This window comes from Duganella sp. S19_KUP01_CR8, from assembly GCF_036688705.1.
In the GTDB taxonomy this organism is placed as follows: domain Bacteria; phylum Pseudomonadota; class Gammaproteobacteria; order Burkholderiales; family Burkholderiaceae_D; genus Rugamonas.
In genome coordinates, this window is the sequence record NZ_JAQQPR010000027.1 from 1 (window position 1) to 17,251 (window position 17,251).

The 17,251-nt window shown below is 66.0% G+C and carries 17 protein-coding genes; 14 read left to right on the forward strand and 3 right to left on the reverse strand.

The window, feature by feature from the left end:
- The first annotated feature begins 348 nt into the window (after positions 1 to 348).
- The 9 genes from V6M89_RS23390 (at position 349) to V6M89_RS23430 (ending at position 8,814) form a co-directional block, all read left to right on the forward strand.
- Complete coding sequence (locus V6M89_RS23390; RefSeq protein WP_332855443.1) at positions 349 to 1,821, forward strand: B12-binding domain-containing radical SAM protein; 1,473 nt, start codon at positions 349 to 351, stop codon at positions 1,819 to 1,821.
- A 68-nt stretch (positions 1,822 to 1,889) separates the two neighbouring features.
- Entirely contained in the window at positions 1,890 to 3,017 is a 1,128-nt protein-coding gene (locus V6M89_RS23395; RefSeq protein ID WP_332855444.1) for an MlaE family ABC transporter permease, read from the forward strand.
- Positions 3,017 to 3,874, forward strand: a complete 858-nt coding sequence (locus V6M89_RS23400; protein ID WP_332855445.1) for an ABC transporter ATP-binding protein — start codon at positions 3,017 to 3,019, stop codon at positions 3,872 to 3,874. The genes V6M89_RS23395 and V6M89_RS23400 overlap by 1 nt, the downstream gene beginning before the upstream one ends.
- A complete protein-coding gene (locus V6M89_RS23405; RefSeq protein ID WP_332855446.1) occupies positions 3,874 to 4,812 on the forward strand; it encodes an MlaD family protein in 939 nt (312 codons plus the stop codon). Before V6M89_RS23400 ends, V6M89_RS23405 begins: the two co-directional genes overlap by 1 nt.
- Before the next feature lie 11 nt (positions 4,813 to 4,823).
- Positions 4,824 to 5,432: an ABC-type transport auxiliary lipoprotein family protein gene (locus tag V6M89_RS23410; protein ID WP_332855447.1), complete on the forward strand. Its 609-nt coding sequence runs from the start codon at positions 4,824 to 4,826 to the stop codon at positions 5,430 to 5,432.
- Positions 5,433 to 5,434: 2 nt separating this feature from the next.
- Positions 5,435 to 6,589 carry a VanZ family protein gene (locus tag V6M89_RS23415; RefSeq protein WP_332855448.1) on the forward strand — a complete coding sequence of 385 codons (1,155 nt, stop codon included), beginning with the start codon at positions 5,435 to 5,437 and terminating at the stop codon, positions 6,587 to 6,589.
- Between the two features lie 41 nt (positions 6,590 to 6,630).
- A complete protein-coding gene (locus V6M89_RS23420; RefSeq protein WP_116994064.1) occupies positions 6,631 to 6,948 on the forward strand; it encodes a (2Fe-2S) ferredoxin domain-containing protein in 318 nt (105 codons plus the stop codon).
- Positions 6,949 to 6,954: 6 nt separating this feature from the next.
- On the forward strand, positions 6,955 to 7,620 hold the full coding sequence (locus V6M89_RS23425) for an alpha/beta hydrolase (protein ID WP_116994063.1): 666 nt from the start codon (positions 6,955 to 6,957) through the stop codon (positions 7,618 to 7,620).
- Positions 7,621 to 7,668: 48 nt separating this feature from the next.
- On the forward strand, positions 7,669 to 8,814 hold the full coding sequence (locus tag V6M89_RS23430; RefSeq protein ID WP_332855449.1) for a D-alanyl-D-alanine carboxypeptidase family protein: 1,146 nt from the start codon (positions 7,669 to 7,671) through the stop codon (positions 8,812 to 8,814).
- 85 nt (positions 8,815 to 8,899) lie between these two features.
- Here the strand turns inward: V6M89_RS23430 and V6M89_RS23435 are convergent, their stop codons facing one another.
- Positions 8,900 to 10,198 carry an EAL and HDOD domain-containing protein gene (locus tag V6M89_RS23435; protein ID WP_332855450.1) on the reverse strand — a complete coding sequence of 433 codons (1,299 nt, stop codon included), beginning with the start codon at positions 10,196 to 10,198 and terminating at the stop codon, positions 8,900 to 8,902.
- 208 nt (positions 10,199 to 10,406) lie between these two features.
- Here V6M89_RS23435 and V6M89_RS23440 point away from each other — a divergent pair, with 208 nt between their 5' ends.
- Positions 10,407 to 11,333 carry an aldo/keto reductase gene (locus V6M89_RS23440; RefSeq protein WP_332855451.1) on the forward strand — a complete coding sequence of 309 codons (927 nt, stop codon included), beginning with the start codon at positions 10,407 to 10,409 and terminating at the stop codon, positions 11,331 to 11,333.
- Between the two features lie 48 nt (positions 11,334 to 11,381).
- Here the strand turns inward: V6M89_RS23440 and pssA are convergent, their stop codons facing one another.
- Positions 11,382 to 12,137, reverse strand: a complete 756-nt coding sequence (gene pssA / locus V6M89_RS23445; protein ID WP_332855516.1) for a CDP-diacylglycerol--serine O-phosphatidyltransferase — start codon at positions 12,135 to 12,137, stop codon at positions 11,382 to 11,384.
- A 185-nt stretch (positions 12,138 to 12,322) separates the two neighbouring features.
- Here pssA and V6M89_RS23450 point away from each other — a divergent pair, with 185 nt between their 5' ends.
- Together V6M89_RS23450 and V6M89_RS23455 are read left to right on the forward strand one after the other, a co-directional pair.
- Positions 12,323 to 13,294 (forward strand): CAP domain-containing protein, encoded by a 972-nt coding sequence (locus V6M89_RS23450; protein ID WP_332855452.1) that lies wholly within the window; start codon positions 12,323 to 12,325, stop codon positions 13,292 to 13,294.
- The gene (locus V6M89_RS23455) at positions 13,291 to 13,860 is read left to right on the forward strand and encodes an Hpt domain-containing protein (RefSeq protein WP_332855453.1); all 570 of its coding nucleotides are present in this window, start codon (positions 13,291 to 13,293) and stop codon (positions 13,858 to 13,860) included. Before V6M89_RS23450 ends, V6M89_RS23455 begins: the two co-directional genes overlap by 4 nt.
- A gap of 15 nt (positions 13,861 to 13,875) precedes the next feature.
- Here the strand turns inward: V6M89_RS23455 and V6M89_RS23460 are convergent, their stop codons facing one another.
- Positions 13,876 to 14,082 carry a hypothetical protein gene (locus V6M89_RS23460; protein ID WP_332855454.1) on the reverse strand — a complete coding sequence of 69 codons (207 nt, stop codon included), beginning with the start codon at positions 14,080 to 14,082 and terminating at the stop codon, positions 13,876 to 13,878.
- Between the two features lie 335 nt (positions 14,083 to 14,417).
- Between V6M89_RS23460 and V6M89_RS23465 the strand changes: the two genes are divergently transcribed.
- Together V6M89_RS23465 and V6M89_RS23470 are read left to right on the forward strand one after the other, a co-directional pair.
- Positions 14,418 to 16,601 carry a sensor histidine kinase gene (locus V6M89_RS23465; protein ID WP_332855455.1) on the forward strand — a complete coding sequence of 728 codons (2,184 nt, stop codon included), beginning with the start codon at positions 14,418 to 14,420 and terminating at the stop codon, positions 16,599 to 16,601.
- Positions 16,598 to 17,212 (forward strand): response regulator transcription factor, encoded by a 615-nt coding sequence (locus V6M89_RS23470; RefSeq protein ID WP_332855456.1) that lies wholly within the window; start codon positions 16,598 to 16,600, stop codon positions 17,210 to 17,212. Before V6M89_RS23465 ends, V6M89_RS23470 begins: the two co-directional genes overlap by 4 nt.
- Positions 17,213 to 17,251: the final 39 nt, after the last annotated feature.

Below are 17,251 nucleotides of genomic sequence, written 5' to 3' on the forward strand. Positions count from 1 at the left end.
AGGCCACTATTTTCATAGCGCCTATTTCATTACTTCTTGTGAACATTTGATATTTTAAGTTTCACGCTGCCTAAGCAACGTGTGCACTTTCATCAAACGTCCACACTTATCGACTGTAAATTTTTAAAGAACTTCAATTCGGTACTGCTTGCAACCGGCGACAAAGCGTTGTGTTTGTCAGTTGCGAAGAAGGAAGATTATGAGGCGTTTCGCCGTTTTCGTCAACCCTCTTTTTCACCCCGCTTCACTCTGCAACATGTGCACCGTTTTGCGGGGAGGCGAACTATAGCAAAGGGGACCCACGCTGGCAAGGGTAAAATAGCGGTTTCACCGAAACATAAGTACGTCATGTCCATTCTGCTCACTACCCTCAACGCCCGCTACACCCACGCCTCGCTGGGACTGCGCTATCTATTAGCGAATATGGGAGAGCTGCAGGAGCAGACCCGCTTGCAGGAATTCGTCATCGGCGCGAAAACCACCGAGATCGTCGAACGCATCCTGGCGCATGCGCCGCAGATCGTCGGTTTCGGCATCTATATATGGAACGTCGAGGAAACCACCAAAGTCGTGGCCATGCTCAAGCGCGTGGCGCCGCATGTGGTGGTGGTTCTGGGCGGCCCGGAAGTGTCCTATGAATCGAACGAGCAGGAAATCGTCAAGCTGGCCGATTACCTGATTACCGGCTGGGGCGACGTCACCTTCCCCAAGCTGTGCGGCGAGATCATTCACGGCCCCAAGCCGCTGATGAAGATCCACGCCGGCGTGCAACCGCCGATGGCCGAGATCAAACTGCCCTACTCGCTCTACGCCGACGACGATATCAAGAACCGCACCATCTACGTGGAAGCCTCGCGCGGCTGCCCGTTCAAGTGCGAGTTCTGCCTGTCTGCACTGGACAAAACGGCGTGGCCGTTCGCGCTGGATAACTTCCTGGCGGAGATGGAGTCGCTGCACGCGCGCGGCGCGCGGTTGTTCAAGTTCGTCGACCGCACCTTCAACCTGAATATCAAGACCAGCCTGAAGATCATGCAGTTCTTCCTCGATAAACTGGAAGCCAACCCGGACGACCCGGTCTACGCCCACTTCGAGCTGGTGCCGGACCACCTGCCGGACGCACTGAAAGAGGGCATCAGCAAATTCCCGCACGGCGCGCTACAGTTCGAAATCGGCATCCAGAGCTTCAACCCGGCGGTGCAAACGCTGGTCAGCCGCAAGCAGGACAACCAGAAAGCCGCCGACAACATCCGCTGGCTGACCGACCACTCCAACGCCCACATGCACGTGGACCTGATCGCCGGCCTGCCCGGCGAAACCGTGGAGAGCTTCGCCGCAGGCTTCAACAAGCTGTGGGCCTTGAATCCGCACGAGATCCAGTTCGGCATCCTCAAGCGCCTGCGCGGCACGCCCATCATCCGCCACACGCAGGAGTTCGGCCTGGTGTTCGAGCCGTACGCGCCGTACACCATCCTCGCCAACCGCGACATTGATTTTCCGACCATGCAGCGCCTGGTGCGCTTCGCCCGCTATTGGGACCTGGTGGCCAACTCCGGCCGCTTCGGCCACACGCTGCCGGTGCTGCTGGGCGACGACGCCTTCGGCCGCTTCATGGCGTTTGCCGACTGGTTGTACGCCAATACCGACGCCACCCACCGCATCGCGCTGGAGCGCCTGGTGGCGATGGTGTGCAAATACCTGCAAAGCCAGGGCATGGACAAGGACGCCGCCGAAGCGCTGCTGGCCAGCGATTATGCGGGCGCCAAGCCGAAACCGGTCGAGACGCCGGCGCCCAAGCGGCAGGCCCGCCGGCTGGCCGCCTGAGTGCGGGAGCGCACTCCGCTGCACATCCATTGGTAGCCGCCGGGGCGAAACTCCCTTAAACTGACGAAATGCCTATTGCCAAAGAGCCCACACTCACTCTCAATCCCGGTGCCGCCAAGGGGCCTTCGGTCGCCGCAGGCGGCACGTGGCAAGTGCACGCGCTGGCGCAGGGCAGCACCATGGCCACCATCACCGCGCTGATCAAGACCCTCAAGGCCGACAACGTCAAATGGGATTTGACGGCAATCGACAGCATGGACCACATCGGCGCCCAACTACTGTGGAACGCCTGGGGCAAGACCCGTCCCGCCAACCTGCAACTGGCGCCCGGCCAGGAAGAATTCTTCAGCCGGCTGGAAACCACCGGCAAACTCGAACTGCCGCGCGCCCGCGCGCAGCGCCTGACGTGGGTGATGAAGCTCGGCTTCGCGATGATGCTGTTCTTCGAGCACCTGATCGCCCTGACCGCGCTGATCGGCCAGGTGGTGCAGGAATTCTGGCGCTTCCTGCGCGCGCCCATGCGCGGGCCGTGGAAGGAAATCTCCGCGAACATCTTCCATGCCGGCTTCCAGGCACTCGGCATCACGGCGCTGGTCGGTTTCCTGATCGGCGTGGTGTTCTCCTATCTGTCGGCGCAACAGCTGCGCAACTTCGGCGGCGACATCTTCCTGGTCAACCTGCTCGGCATGAGCATCATCCGCGAACTGGGCCCGCTGCTGGCGGCGATCCTGGTGGCCGGCCGCTCCGGCTCCTCCATCACCGCGCAGCTGGGCGTGATGCGCGTGACCGAAGAACTCGACGCCATGCTGGTCATGGGCATCTCGCACGGCTTCCGCCTGATCATGCCAAAAGTGCTGGCCCTGGCGATCGCCATGCCGCTGCTGGTGATCTGGACCGACACCATCGCGCTGTTGGGCGGCATGGTGTCGGCCAAGGTCGAACTGAATTTGTCGCCGCAGTACTTCATCCTCAAGCTGCCGGATGCGGTGCCGCTGGCGAACTACATGATAGGCCTGGGCAAAGGCGTGGTGTTCGGCATCCTGATCGCGCTGGTGTCCTGCCACTTCGGCCTGCGCATCAAGCCGAATACCGAAAGCCTGGGACGCGGCACCACCACCTCGGTGGTCACCGCGATCACCGCGGTGATCCTGGCCGACGCCGTGTTCGCAATCGTCTTCAGCGGCGTGGGGTTCTGATGGTCAGTCACGCACTCGTCCCCGAAAAAGCCTGCGGTCCCGGCGCCGGCGAACTGACGCTGGACGGCAGCGTTCCCATCGTCGAGATCACCGGCCTGTGGACCAAGTACGGCCGCACCGTGGTCCACCAGGATTTGAACCTGGAGATCGAACAGGGCGAGATCCTGTCCATCGTCGGCGGCTCCGGCACTGGCAAGACCACGCTGCTGCGCCAGATGCTGGGCCTGGAAACGCCGGCGCGCGGCTGCGTGCGCGTGTTCGGCGAAGACATCAGCGAGATCGGCTCCGAGCAGCTGCAGCAGCTGCGCAATCACTGGGGCATGCTGTTCCAGCAAGGCGCGCTGTATTCGGCGCTGACGGTGTTCGACAACATCGCCCAGCCGATGCGCGAGCTGCACACGCTGCCCGAAGACCTGATCCTCGACGCCGTGCTGCTGAAGATGAACATGGTGGGCCTGGGCCCCGAACACGCGAACAAGATGCCGTCCGACCTGTCCGGCGGCATGGTCAAGCGCGTGGCGCTGGCGCGTGCGCTGGCGCTCGAACCCAAGCTGCTGTTCCTCGACGAGCCGACCGCCGGCCTCGATCCCGACCTGTCCGAAGCCTTCGTCTCGCTGATCAAATCGCTGCACCGCGAGCTGGGGTTGACGGTGGTGATGGTCACCCACGATCTCGATACGCTGTTCGCCCTGTCGACCCGCATCGCCGTGCTGGCCGAAAAACATGTGATCGCGCTTGGCCCGCTGCGCGACCTGCTGAAAATCGATCACCCGTTCATCAAGGAGTTCTTCCTCGGCGACCGCGGCCGCCGCGCGCTGGAAGCGCTGGACGAAAAAACCAATACGGAGTCCCACTGATGGAAAACAGATCCCACGCACTCACCACCGGCTTCTTCACGCTCACGCTGCTGATCGCGGCCGTCCTGTTCGGCCTGTGGTTCAACCGCGACCGCGTCGAACGCGCGCCCTACGTCATCGCCACCGCGCAATCGGTGCCGGGCCTGAACCCGCAGGCGCCGGTGCGCTACCGCGGCCTCGAAGTGGGCAAGGTCGCCAGCATCGCCTTCGATCCCAAGATGGCCGGCCAGATCCTGGTCACCCTCAACATCAACACCGACGCGCCGATCACCAAGACCACCTTCGCCACGCTGGGCTACCAGGGCGTGACCGGCATCGCCTTCATCCAGCTCGACGACGACAAGGTCGGCTCGCCGCTGCTGGCGACCAACAGCGACAACCCGGCCCGCATACCGCTGCGCGCCGGCTTCTTCGACCAGCTGGAAAAACGCGGCAAGGAAATCCTGACCCAGTCCGAAGAAGTGACGCGCAAGCTGAACAACCTGCTCAGCCCTGAAAACCAGAAGACCATCATCGGCGCCTTCGCCGACGTCAGCGCCACCGCCAACGCCTACCGCGAACTGCCGGCCAAGCTGGAGCCGACCATCGCCAGGCTGCCGGCGCTGACCGAACAAACGCAGCGCACACTGAGCTCCTTCAACACGCTGGCCAACGATTCCGACCGCCTGGTGAAAACCCTGCAAGCGCCGGACGGTCCGATCGCCCGCATCGCCGCCACCGCAGAACGCATCGGCAGCTCGGTGGACGCGGTGGCCGGCGGCATAGAACTCGACACGCTGCCGCAGGTGAACTCGCTGTCCGACGACACCAAGGCCTCGATGCGCGCGCTGCGCAAGACCATGAACAAGATTAACGACCGTCCGCAAAGCCTGATCTTCGGTTCGCCCGGCACGCCGCCGGGCCCCGGCGAAGAAGGCTTTTCCGCCTCGTCCAAATAAGGATTACTGAGATGACCATCGCCATCCGCAACGCCATCCTCGTCGCCGCCATCGGCGTGCTGCTGGGCGCCTGCGCCAGCAAGGGCCAGTCGACCGCGCAGTACGATTTCGGCCCGCTGCCGCAAACTCCGGCACCGGCGCAGGCGCCGGCCGCCATCGGCTCAGTGATCGTGGCCGATATCGTCGGCCCGGCAGCGCTGGACACGGAACGCATGCAATACCGCCTGCTGTACGCCGACGCGCGCCAGTCGCGCCCCTACGCCTACAACCAGTGGACCGCCACGCCGTTCCAGCTGATGACCCAGCGCATGAAGGCGCGCATCGCGCAAGCCGGCGTCAAGGTGCTGTCGACCACCGACGCCGCCGCCAGCCCGACCGTGCTGCGCATGGAGGTCAACGACTTCGCGCATAACTTCGACAGCGCCACCAGCAGCGCCGGCATCATCAGCCTGCGCGCCTCGCTGTTCCGCAATCACAAGCTGGTGGACCAGAAGACCTTCAGCCGCAGTAGCCCGGCCCCGAGCCCGGACGCCGCCGGCGGCGCCCACGCGCTGGCCGCCGCCACCGACGCCGTCACCGCCGATGTGCTGGCATGGCTGACGGCGCTGCCGCCGCAGTAGGAATGACGGAGACCACCACCCTCACGCCGCCTCCGCCAGCGCCGGAGCCGGCCAGCAAGCCGTCGCCCTTCACGCGGGCGGCGCTGCTGGCCTATGTGCTGCTGATCGTCTACGCCAGCTGGTTCCCGTTCTCGGGCTGGCACAACCAGGGATTGTCGCCGCTGATCTTCCTGGAAAACACCAGCATGCCGCGCTACTGGACCAAGTTCGACGCCATCATCAACGTGCTCGGCTACATGCCGCTGGGGACGCTGATCGTCTACTCGCTGTACCCGCGCTTCAAGGGCATCGCGGCCTGGCTGATGGCGGCCGCCGGCGGCGTGCTGATCTCGGGCCTGATGGAGGGCGTGCAGACCTACCTGCCCAGCCGCGTGTCCTCCAACCTGGACTTCTACACCAACGCCGCCGGCTGCGCGCTGGGCGCCGTGGTCGGCGTGCTGACCGTGCGCCGCCTGCTGGACCGCAGCCAGTTGCAGCGCCTGCGCCAGGCCTGGTTCGCGCCGCACGCCAGCCAGGGCCTGGTGCTGCTGGCGCTGTGGCCGCTGGCGCAGATGTATCCGCAAAGCTTTCTGTTCGGCCTGGGCCAGCTGCTGCCGATTTTTTCGGAATGGCTGTCGCAGCTGCTCGACACCGAGATCGACCTGGCCAGCTATGTGCGGCCGGACGCCATCCTGACGGTGGAACAATACTGGCTGTCCGAGACCATCATCACCGCCTGCGGCATGGTGGGCGCGGCGCTGACCCTGCTGTGCCTGCTGCGCAAGCCGGCCCCGCGCGGCCTGCTGGTGACCGCCATGATAGGCTCGGCCATCGTCGTCAAGGCGCTGGCGACGGCGCTGCTGTTCTCGCCGGAAAACGCCTTCGTCTGGGTCACGCCGGGCGCCGAGGGCGGCTTCCTGATCGGCGCCATCATGCTGGCCGGCCTGGCGTTCGCGCCGCATGTGGCGCAGCGGCGGCTGGCCGTCACCACTCTGCTGCTGAGCCTGGTGATCGTCAACACCACGCCGGCCAATCCCTACTTCGTCGCCACCCTACAGACCTGGGTGCAGGGCAAGTTCCTCAACTTCAACGGCGCGGCCCAGTTCCTGACCTTGCTGTGGCCCTTCTTCGCGGTCTGGTTCCTGTGGCTGCCCTCACACAAGCTCAATAAGCCCTGAGCGGGTATCATAGCGGCTACAACTTTCCCCGAGATACAGCGATGAGCGATACACCCTATTTCAAACACCACGTCTTCTTCTGCATGAACAAGCGTGACGACGGCCGCAACAGCTGCGGCGACCACGGCGCGGAGACCGCGCAAAAGCACGCCAAGAAGCGCTGCAAGGAACTCAACATCAACGGCCAGGGCAATGTCCGCATCAACCAGGCCGGCTGCCTGGACCGCTGCGAAGAAGGCCCGGTGCTGGTGGTCTATCCCGAAGGCACCTGGTACACCTACGTCGACACCAGCGACATCGATGAAATCATCGACACCCATCTGGTGCAGGGCAAGGTTGTCGACCGTCTCAAAATCTAAAGAACCATGAACAAGAACGAAAAATTCACCCTGGCCGGCGGCGCCGGCCAAATGGAAGGCATCCTCGACTATCCAAAGAGCGCACCGCGCGGCGTCGCGCTGGTGGCCCATCCGCATCCGCTGTACGGCGGCACCATGGACAACAAGGTCGCCGTCACGCTGGCGCGCACCTTCGTCAACCTGGGCTACGTGGTGGCGCGCATCAACTTCCGCGGCGTCGGCGCCTCGGAGGGCGTGCATGACCACGGCCACGGCGAGACCGACGACATGGCCGTGCTGCACGCCTGGATGACGGCCAAGTATCCGGGCCTGCCGGTGGCGCTGTCGGGCTTCTCCTTCGGCACCTTCGTGCAATCGCAGCTGGCGCAGCGCCTGGCCGCCGCCGGCACGCCGGCCGAGCGCCTGGTGCTGGTCGGCGCCGCCGCCAAGAAGTGGGAAATGGCCGCCATCCCGGCCGACACCATCCTGATCCACGGCGAAAACGACGACACCATCCCGCTGATCGACGTGCTGGACTGGCTGCGCCCGCAGGACATACCGGTGATCGTGATCCCCGGCGCCGACCACTTCTTCCACCGCAAACTGCAGCACATCAAGAGCTGGGTGACGCAGCTGTGGCACCGCAGCACCGATGTTGCCGAGACGGAAACGGACACCGCAGCGGCCGACTAAGGCCCTATAATCGCTACGCCTTTAACTTTTCACCGAATAAAGCAACCCATGAAAAAAATTATCGCGGCACTGGCCACCAGTGTGATGTTGATGTCCTCCGCCGTCGCCCAAACCCTGCCGCCGCCGACCATCGCCGCCAAATCCTGGCTGCTGCTGGACGCCACCAGCGGCCAGATCATCGCCTCGCAAGACCCGAATGCCCGCATCGAGCCGGCCTCGCTGACCAAGATCATGACGGCCTACGTCACCTTCGGCGCGCTGCGCGACAAGAAAATTGACCTGAAGCAGATGGTCAACGTCTCCACCAAGGCGTGGAAGGTCGATTCCAGCAGCTCCAAGATGTTCATCGACCCGGCCACGCCGGTCAGCATCAACGACCTGCTGTACGGCCTGATGGTGCAGTCGGGTAACGACGCCGCCGTGGCCCTGGCCGAAGCGGTCGCCGGCGACGAGTCCGCCTTCGTGGTGATGATGAACAAGGAAGCCCAGCGCATGGGCCTGACGAATACCCACTTCGCCAACCCGCACGGCCTGCCTAGCCCGGAAAACTATTCGACCGCGCAAGACCTGTCGGTGCTGGCCAAGCGCGTGATCCTGGACTTCCCGGAGTTCTACAAGATCGATTCGGTCAAGAGCTTCACCTACAACAAGATCACCCAGCCCAACCGCAACCGCCTGCTGTGGCTGGACCCGACCGTGGACGGCATGAAGACCGGCCACACCGAAGCGGCCGGCTACTGCATGATCGCCTCGGCCCACCGTCCGAACGGCGCCGGCGAGCGCCGCCTGGTGTCGGTGGTGCTGGGCACCTCGTCCGACCAGTCGCGCACGCAGGAAAGCCAGAAGCTGCTGAACTGGGGCTTCCAGAACTTCGACACGGTCAAGCTGTACTCCAAGGGCCAGGCCATCGCCACGCCGGAAATCTGGAAGGGTTCGAAGGGCGTGGTCAAGATCGGCTTCGCCAACGACGTGCTGGTGACGGTGCCTAAGGGCGTGGCCGCCAAGATGAAGCCGCTGCTGGAGCGCAAGGACCCGCTGGTCGCGCCGCTGGCCGAGAACAGCCGCGTCGGTTCGCTGAAGATGATGGTGGACGGCAAGCCGCTGCTGGAATTGCCGGTGGTGGCGCTGGAAACCGTCGATCAAGCCTCGATCTTCGGCCGCGCCTGGGATTCGATCCGCCTCTGGCTGAAGTAATGTCATTCCCGCGTACGCGGGAATCCATACTGAAGCGACTGAGCACGCTGCCTATGGGTTCCCGCTTTCGCGGGAACGACATCGTTTAATCGTCGTTGGCGTGGGTGTGCTGTATCGATTCCTGCGCCCACTTGAAGGCCGCCTGGCCGACCATGCCCAGCCCGTCCATATCCAGCCCCTCCTTCTCGGCGATCTCCAGCGCCCGGTCGACCTTGTCGCGTTCGAGCAGCAGCACGATCGTCAGATACGGCCCGTAGACCCCATCACTGTTCAGCAAGACGTCGCGGATATCGTCCGACAGATGCATCTTGTCGACCAGGTTGGCCATCGGCACGCCCAGCAGGACATCGAACAGCGACAGCAAGCCCACCAGGAACAATTCGTCGCGCTGCGCCTGCGGCAGCTTGCTGCACGTCTCCAGGAAACGCGCCCGCGTCAGCGCCACTTCCAGCAGCGATTCATCGCGCGCCTGGTTGGCGCCGCCGCCCAGGCGGAACATCGACACCGTCAAGCCCCGGTACAGCTGATTGCGCCCCAGCACCATGAACGCTTGCTGCAAGCTGGTCACCTTGGTGGTCTGGCCGTTGCTCGGCGCGTTGGCCCATTGCAGCACCTGGTAGGTCATGCCGGGATCGCGCTTGGCCACCTCGATCATGGCCGGCAGTTCGGCGTCGGTGCGCAGCAGGTTCAGCAGTTCGATCGAGGTCATGCGGCTCTGGTCGACCTTGGCGTCCGGGTCCACCTTGTCGCTGGTGGTCAGGAAGTGGCCCATGAAGTAATTGCAGCCCCACGACATGCACATGCGCTGCTCGTCCCAGGTCTCGACGCCATCGACCGCCAGCTTCATGTCGGGATAGCGCATGCGCAATTGCTTGACCAGGGACTGGAAGTCGGCCAGCGTATGCTCGCCCAGCGACAGCATGGCGACGTCGCACACCGCCAGCAGCGGCGCGTCGACCGGGTCCAGCGAAATGCCGCGCAGCGCCACCTTGCAGCCGGTCTCGCGCAGCGCCGTCATGCGGCCGGCGATCTGCTCCACCGGCAGGCTGGCGCCCTTGCGGTCGAGCATGAAAACGGTGTGCGGCGCCACCAGCGGCGCATGGCGGTTGAAGATCACCGCGTCCATGCTCAACAGCACCAACGCGATGCGGTTCTGGGCAAACTGCGGCAGGCGGGCCGCGACCAGGGTCTCGACGAACACCGGCTCCGGCAGCGGCGCGCGGTTGCCGCCGAAGGGCACGGAAAAACGGTAGCCGCACAGGCGGTGGCGTTCGTCGACGATCTCGGCGCGCACCACGATCGCCTCGGGATCGCCTTCGGGTTCAGGCGGAGAGACGGGCGCAGCAGGCATCGCCTTGGCGGGCGCGCCGGCCGCTGCAGGCACGGGTTCCGGTTTGGTTTTTAGAAACGATAAGAAGCCCACTTGCTTACCCTCCATCACCGTATATTAATTTCGATCATACAATGAAAAACCGGGCGAAAAACGCCCCCTGCCCAAAAATTCATTGCCAGACAAACATAGGTCGGTGTAACTAAAGTACAAGCTTGCCGCTATAATCTCCGTCACTCCCACCACCCCTGAAAGTGCGACCATGAGCTACGCCCCGCCGACCGACCTGACCTGCCCCGCCATCGTCACCAGCAAAGGCGGGCTGACCCTGTCGCGCATCGTGGCCGGCATGTGGCGCATGAACGAGTGGCAGCTGACGCCGCAGCAGCGCGTCAGTTTCATCGAGCAATGCCTGGAGCTGGGCGTCACCAGCTTCGACCATGCCGACATTTACGGCGGTTACGGCGTCGAGGCGGTGTTCGGCGAAGCGCTGGCGCTGCAACCGTCGCTGCGCGCGCGCATGCAGCTGGTGAGCAAGTGCGGCATCAAGCTGGTCAACGAGGCGCGCCCGGAGCACACCATCCAGCACTATGACACCAGCGCCAGCCACATCGTCGCCTCGGCGGAGCATTCGCTGCGCCAGCTGGGCACCGACCACCTGGACCTGCTGCTGATCCACCGCCCGGACCCGCTGATGGATTTCGACGAGATCGCCGGCGCCTTCGAGCAGCTGCGCCAGGCAGGCAAGGTCAGGCACTTCGGCGTGTCCAATTTCAGCCGCCACCAGTTCGAGTGCCTGAACCGCCGCATCCCGCTGGCGACCAACCAGGTCGAGTTCTCGCCGCTGTGCGTGGCGCCGCTGTTCGATCAAACCTTCGACGGCCTGCAAGACCTGGGCGTGGCGCCGATGATCTGGTCGCCGCTGGCCGGCGGCCGCCTGTTCAGCCGCGACGACGCCGACGGCAGCCGCGTGCGGGCGGCGATCCAGAAGGTGGCCGACGAGCTGCGGCGCCCGTTCGGCAGCGTGGTGTTTGCGTGGATTATGCAGCTGCCGAGCCGGCCGCTGCCGTTGACCGGCTCGGGCCGCATCCAGGCGGTGGCCGAGGCGGTGGAAGCGACCCAGTTCAGCCTGAGCCGCAGCCAGTGGTTCGAGATCCTGCGCGCGGCGCGCGGCCACGAAGTGGCGTAACGCTACCCCGCACGGCCAGCGTATCGCTCAGGGCTTGCCGGGTTGATGTCAGTCTTCATAGACGCGCGGCGGCGCGATGCCGCGCCAGCCCTGCCGCCACGCCAGGTTCAGCGCCAGCGTGCCGGCGATGTAGACGGCGAAGAACAGCGCGAAGTACATGGACTGCAGCCAGGCCAGCAAGCCCAGGTTGACCAGCAGCAGCACCAGCGCGGCCTTGCTTTTCTTTTGCTTGGAGCTGGGGAAGCGCACCGTGGTCACCATCAGCCCGCCCACCACGAACAGCAGCGCGACGATCAGGCCGCCATGCAGCACCGAGGCCGCCGGGTCCGGCCACGCCACCACCACCGAGGCCACGCAGGCCGCGCCCGCCGTGCTCGGCATGCCGACGAAATAGCGCGGATCGGTACGGCCGACGTTCACATTGAAACGCGCCAGCCGCAGCGCGCCGCAGGCCACAAAAAAGAAACTGGCGATGCCGCCCACGCGCAACAGCGTCGGATGATCCACGCCCAGCTGCACGAAGCCGTAACAATACAACAGCAATGCCGGCGCGCAGCCGAAGTTCATCATGTCGGCCAGCGAGTCGAGCTGCATGCCGAACGCGGAGGCGGTGTTGGTGGCGCGCGCGACCAGGCCGTCGAGCGCGTCGAACACCCCGGCCAGCACCAGCAGCACGGCGGCCAGCCGGTAGTCATGGGCGGACCCGACCAGGGCGTTGTCGACCGAGATCACGATGCTGCCGAAGCCGCAGGCGATCGACATCAGGGTGACCAGGCTGGGCAAGGCGAACTTGGCGCGCCGCACGCGCGCATGGTGTATAGGCTTCAAATTGGGGCAATCAAAAAAAGCGCCGCTGAGCACAGCAAACGGCAAGCTTACCATTTTAACCCGCCGTCCTCCTTGTTCATACCGGGTGCTGCCAGACTGAAATCTGGCATAAAATTGCAACAGCCGGCCACGGCCCGGCGGCACACTGCACAGGAGTTTCCATGATGACCCACCGTCGATGCGCCCCCGCGCTGTCCGCCTTGCTGCTGGCCCCGCTGTTGAGCCTGCTTTTGTCCGCTTGCGGCGGCGGTGGCGGCGGCACGTCCTCCAGCGGCAGCCCCAGCGTCGCGCCGCCCGACCTGACCCAGGCGCCGGGCGCGCCCGTCTTCAGCGGCAACACCGCGCTCGACGGCTACAACTGGATCAACTACCGGCGCGCGCTGCTGGGCCTGTCCATCCTGGCGCGCAACGCCAGCATCGACGCCGCGGCCCAGGGTCATTCCAACTACCAGCGCCTGAACAACACCGTCAGCCACGAACAGACGCCCGGCCTGCCCGGCTTCACCGGCGTCACCCTGTCCAGCCGCCTGACCAGCGCCGGCTACAAGATTCCGGCGCCGTCCGCGATCGGCGAAGTGATTTCCGCCACCAGCAACCCGTCCGGCTTTTACCAGGCGGAGGAATTGATCACCGCGATCTACCACCGCTTCGTGATGCTCGAGCCGGTGTTCAAGGAAATCGGCACCGGCGCCGCGACCACCAGCGCCAACTACACCTATTTCACCGCCGACCTGACCGCCGTCGGCGGCTACGGCGCCGGCCTGGGCGCCGGCCGCATCGTCAACTATCCGGCCGCCAACCAGACCGGGGTGCCGGTCAACTTCTTCAGCGACAGCGAATCGCCCGACCCGGTGCCGGGACGCAACGAGGTCGGCTATCCGATCAGCGTCCACGCCGACACCATCCGCATCGGCGTCGGCGTGACGGTGCAAAGCTTCACGGTGGCGCCGCGCGGCGGCGCCGCGCTGGACGTGCGCCTGCTCAGCCACGCCGCCGACGCCCAGACGCCCGAGACGGCCGCCGCCATCGTGCCGCTGGCCCCGCTCAAGAGCGCCACCGTCTACGACGTCAGTTTCAGCGGCGTGGTGGCCGGCGTGGCGGTGACGCGCAACTGGTCGTTCACCACCCGATGAGCGCGCCCGCCGACGCCGTGCTGCATGTGGCCACCGGACTGCAACAGCTGATGGGCGACTACGCGCTGTACCTGAACATCGTGCGGCGCTTCCAGCAGCGCTACCACGCGGCGGCGGCCGAGGTGGGCGCGGCGCTGGCGGCCGGCGACCGCGCCGACGCGGTGCGCATCGTCCACACCGTCAAGGGCGCGGCCGGCATGATAGGGGCGCAGCAGGTGCAGCAACTGGCGGCGGCGCTGGAGGCGGCGTCCTGCGCCGGGCCGCTGGCGCCGCTGGAACAGGCGCTGGCGCAGCTGATGCGGGCGATCGACACGCTGCTGGCGGCAGCACCGGCGGCGGACGCGCGGCCAGCGACGGATACGCCGGCGCCGGACGCGCGCATGCTGGTGCAACACCTGGCGCGGTTGCTGGAGGAAGGCGATGGGGCGGCGATCGATGTGCTGGAGCAGTCGGCCACGGTGCTGGCCGGCGCGCTGGGCGTGGCGCGCTTCGCGCAAGTGACGAGCGCGGCCCACCAGTTCGATTTCGAGACGGCGCTGGTCCAGCTGCGCGCCGCCCCGGGCTAGGGACGTGGCCTGAACTCAGCGGGTATATTCCTTTTCCTCGTCGAAGGCGTCGGCGCACTCCTTGTCGCAGAAGCGGCGCACATTGTCCAACGGTTTGTCGCAGTACCAGCAGGCGCCCTTGGGCGGCAGCGTCTGCCGGGTGCGCGCGGGCGCAGGCGGCGCCGTGGCGGACGGCGCAACGCCGGCGCCATCATTCGGTACGCTCTCTTGTGTCGGTTCCACGATCGCCTCCTTTCCAGGCAGTGCTCAGGTCCACGTTGCAAGATTACTTCAGCGGAATTACCCATGTATGAGAATTCTCAACCAAATCATGATAGCAGGTTCGGCATGGCGGCCCCATGCGTCAAAAGCCCAAAACCGTGGTGTCCCAGCCGCACCGCGCGGGCCGTAGAATGAGGAAATATTTTTTTATGGAAAAGTAGAAAATGATAGTGAGTCCGGCAGGCAACATCAAGCCGCGATTTGTCGTGACTTGCCGGCCGTCTGCGGGCAAACTCGAGCGCAATCGACCGGCATTCCCGCCGTCCCGACGCCGCCGATAGAGCCCCCAGCGATCCATGACCTCCGCGCCCGCCCCGACCCGGCACCACGCTCCCGGCGTGCGCGCCAGTCTTGCGCTCCTGGCCATCGCTTGCATCTTGCCAGTCGTCATCGTGACCGCCTTCCTGATCGTCCATTTCTACCAGCGGGAACGGGCGCAGCTGATCGACAACACCGTCAGCCGCGCCCGCTCCATCATCATCGCCACCGACCGCGACATCGAAAGCACCCAGCTGGCGCTGCAAACGCTGAGCACCTCGAACATGCTGCTCAACCAGGACTTGCGCGGCTTCCACGCGCGCGCCACCGGCCTGGTGGACAAGCTGGGCGCCGACAGCATCGTCCTGATCGATACCGACGGCACCCTGCTGCTGTCGACCCGCCGCCCTTACGGCGCGCCGCTGGCCAAGCTGGGACGGGCGCCGCTGCTGCAACGCATCCTGGCCAGCGGCCGGCCGGGCGTGTCCGACATGTTCATCGGCCCGTTGTACGGGCGGCCCATCTTCGTGGTCGGCGTGCCGGTGATGCGCGCCGGAGCCATCGTCATGACGCTCAACGCCGTCTTCACGCCGCAACGCCTGCAACACGTGCTGAACGAGCAAAAGCTGACGCCCAACTGGCGCGCCAGCGTGCTCGACACCGGGGGCCGGGTGGCCACCCGCTCGCACGACCAGGACACCTACGCCGGCCGCCAGGTCAGCGCCGAATTGCGCCGGCAGCTGGCCAGCGCCAGCGAGTCCGGCATGGCGACGCGCACGCTGGACGGGCAGGACGTCTACGTGGTCTACAGCCGCTCGGCCCGCACCGGCTGGAGCGCCTTGCTGGGCATTCCGAGCGAGGAGCTGACGGCCAGCCTGTACCGCACGCTGGCCTGGCTGGTGGCGGTGACGCTGGCCGCGCTGGGCGCCGGCCTGGCGCTGGCGTGGCTGCTGGGCGGGCGCATCGCCGATTCGGTGCAGGCGTTGGTGGCGCCGGCGCGCGCGGTCGGCGCCGACGGCAGCCTGGCGATCCCGCCGCTGCACTTCCGCGAAGCCAATCAGCTGGGCCACGCCCTGCGCGACGCCGCGCTCAGCGTGCAACAGGCCCGCGCCGACATGCGCGAAAGCGAGCAGCGCCTGGCGCTGGCGGCCAACGCCGCCCACCTGGGCATCTGGACCCGCGAGCTGCGCGACCCGGACATCTGGTGCTCGGAGCAGTGGCGCGCATTATTCGGCTTCGCGCCGGAACAGCAACTGACGCTGGCCGACCTGCTGGCCAAGGTACACCCGGACGACCGCGCCGCCGTCCTGCACACCCTCAGCCACACGCAGCACGGCGCGCAGCGCTACGACATGGAATACCGGCTGCTGCTGGCCGATGGCGAGCAGCGCTGGATAGGCTCGCACGGCAGCATCGAGCACGACGAGCAGGGCCAACCGCTGCGGGTGCGCGGCGTGTCGCTCGACATCACCCAGCGCAAGCAGGCCGAGCTGGAGGTGCAGCAGAAGCAGAAGGAAGTCACCCACCTGGCGCGGGTGGCCATGCTGGGCGAGCTGTCGGGCGCGCTGGCGCACGAACTGAACCAGCCGCTGACGGCCATCCTCAGCAACGCCCAGGCGGCCCGCCGCTTCCTGGCCCAGCCGGCGCCCGACCTGGCCGAGGTGGCCGAGATCCTGGACGACATCGTCGACGAGGACAAGCGCGCCGGCGACATCATCCAGCGCCTGCGGCGCCTGTTCGGCAAGCAGGACATGCCGCACCAGCGGCTCGCGGCCGCCGAGCTGGTGAACGACGTGATCCGCCTGGTGCGCAACGACCTGATCCACCACGGCCTGACCGTGCGCACCGAACTGGGCGAGCCAGCGCTGACGCTCAGCGCCGATCCCGTGCAGCTGCAACAGGTGCTGATCAACCTGTTGATGAACGCCTGCGACGCCCAGGCCGCGCCGCAAGTGCCGGACGGCGTGATCGTGCTGCGCTGCGCGCGCGACGGCGATGCCGTGCAGTTCAGCGTGATCGACCGCGGCGCCGGCATCGCGCCCGACATCCTGGCGCATATCTTCGATCCCTTTTACACCACCAAGGCGCGCGGCATGGGGCTGGGGCTGTCGATCTGCCGCAGCATCGCCACCGCCCACCACGGCACGCTGTGGGCGCACAACAACCCGGACGGCGGCGCCAGCTTCCACCTGCGCCTGCCGCTGGCCGAGGGCGCGCAATGAGCGGCGAGCAAAGGGTGTTCCTGGTCGACGACCAGCCGGCCGTGCTGAAGGCGCTGGCGCGCTTGCTGGGCGCGGCCGGCTTCGCGGTGCAGCCCTACGCCAGCGCCCGCGCCTTCCTCGACGCGCTGGCGGCGGACGGCGCCGGCGGCTGCCTGGTGCTGGACCTGTCGATGCCGGAGATGGACGGCCTGGCGCTGCAACAGGCGCTGGCCGCACGCGCCAGCACCCTGCCCATCATCTTCCTGACCGGCCACGGCGACATCGACACCGGCGTGCGCGCCATGAAGCTGGGCGCGGCCGACTTCCTGACCAAGCCGGTCGACGACGAACGGCTGATCGCCGCCATCCACGCGGCACTGGCCCAGCACCGCCAGGCGCGCAGCGCGGGCGCCGAGCTGGACGAGATCCGCCAGCGGCTGGCCACGCTGACCCCGCGCGAGACCGAGGTGCTGCACCTGATCATCGAAGGCTTGCTCAACAAGCAGGTGGCGGCCGCGCTGGGCACGGTGGAGAAAACCGTCAAGGTGCACCGCGCGCGCGTGATGGCGAAAATGCAAGTGCGCTCGGTGACGGCGCTGGTGCGGCTGGTCGACCGCGCGCGCCTGGGCTAGCCAGCCGTATTGGCCCAAGGTCCAATAGCCGCGCCGTTG

Coding starts and splice junctions, on each gene's coding strand:
- V6M89_RS23450 (WP_332855452.1), top strand. CDS start 12,323: ATGATGACCCACCGTCGATGCGCCCCCGCGCTGTCCGCCTTGCTGCTG.
- V6M89_RS23465 (WP_332855455.1), top strand. CDS start 14,418: ATGACCTCCGCGCCCGCCCCGACCCGGCACCACGCTCCCGGCGTGCGC.
- V6M89_RS23395 (WP_332855444.1), top strand. CDS start 1,890: ATGCCTATTGCCAAAGAGCCCACACTCACTCTCAATCCCGGTGCCGCC.
- V6M89_RS23415 (WP_332855448.1), top strand. CDS start 5,435: ATGACGGAGACCACCACCCTCACGCCGCCTCCGCCAGCGCCGGAGCCG.
- V6M89_RS23430 (WP_332855449.1), top strand. CDS start 7,669: ATGAAAAAAATTATCGCGGCACTGGCCACCAGTGTGATGTTGATGTCC.
- V6M89_RS23470 (WP_332855456.1), top strand. CDS start 16,598: ATGAGCGGCGAGCAAAGGGTGTTCCTGGTCGACGACCAGCCGGCCGTG.
- V6M89_RS23390 (WP_332855443.1), top strand. CDS start 349: ATGTCCATTCTGCTCACTACCCTCAACGCCCGCTACACCCACGCCTCG.
- V6M89_RS23400 (WP_332855445.1), top strand. CDS start 3,017: ATGGTCAGTCACGCACTCGTCCCCGAAAAAGCCTGCGGTCCCGGCGCC.
- V6M89_RS23425 (WP_116994063.1), top strand. CDS start 6,955: ATGAACAAGAACGAAAAATTCACCCTGGCCGGCGGCGCCGGCCAAATG.
- V6M89_RS23420 (WP_116994064.1), top strand. CDS start 6,631: ATGAGCGATACACCCTATTTCAAACACCACGTCTTCTTCTGCATGAAC.
- V6M89_RS23455 (WP_332855453.1), top strand. CDS start 13,291: ATGAGCGCGCCCGCCGACGCCGTGCTGCATGTGGCCACCGGACTGCAA.
- V6M89_RS23410 (WP_332855447.1), top strand. CDS start 4,824: ATGACCATCGCCATCCGCAACGCCATCCTCGTCGCCGCCATCGGCGTG.
- V6M89_RS23405 (WP_332855446.1), top strand. CDS start 3,874: ATGGAAAACAGATCCCACGCACTCACCACCGGCTTCTTCACGCTCACG.
- V6M89_RS23440 (WP_332855451.1), top strand. CDS start 10,407: ATGAGCTACGCCCCGCCGACCGACCTGACCTGCCCCGCCATCGTCACC.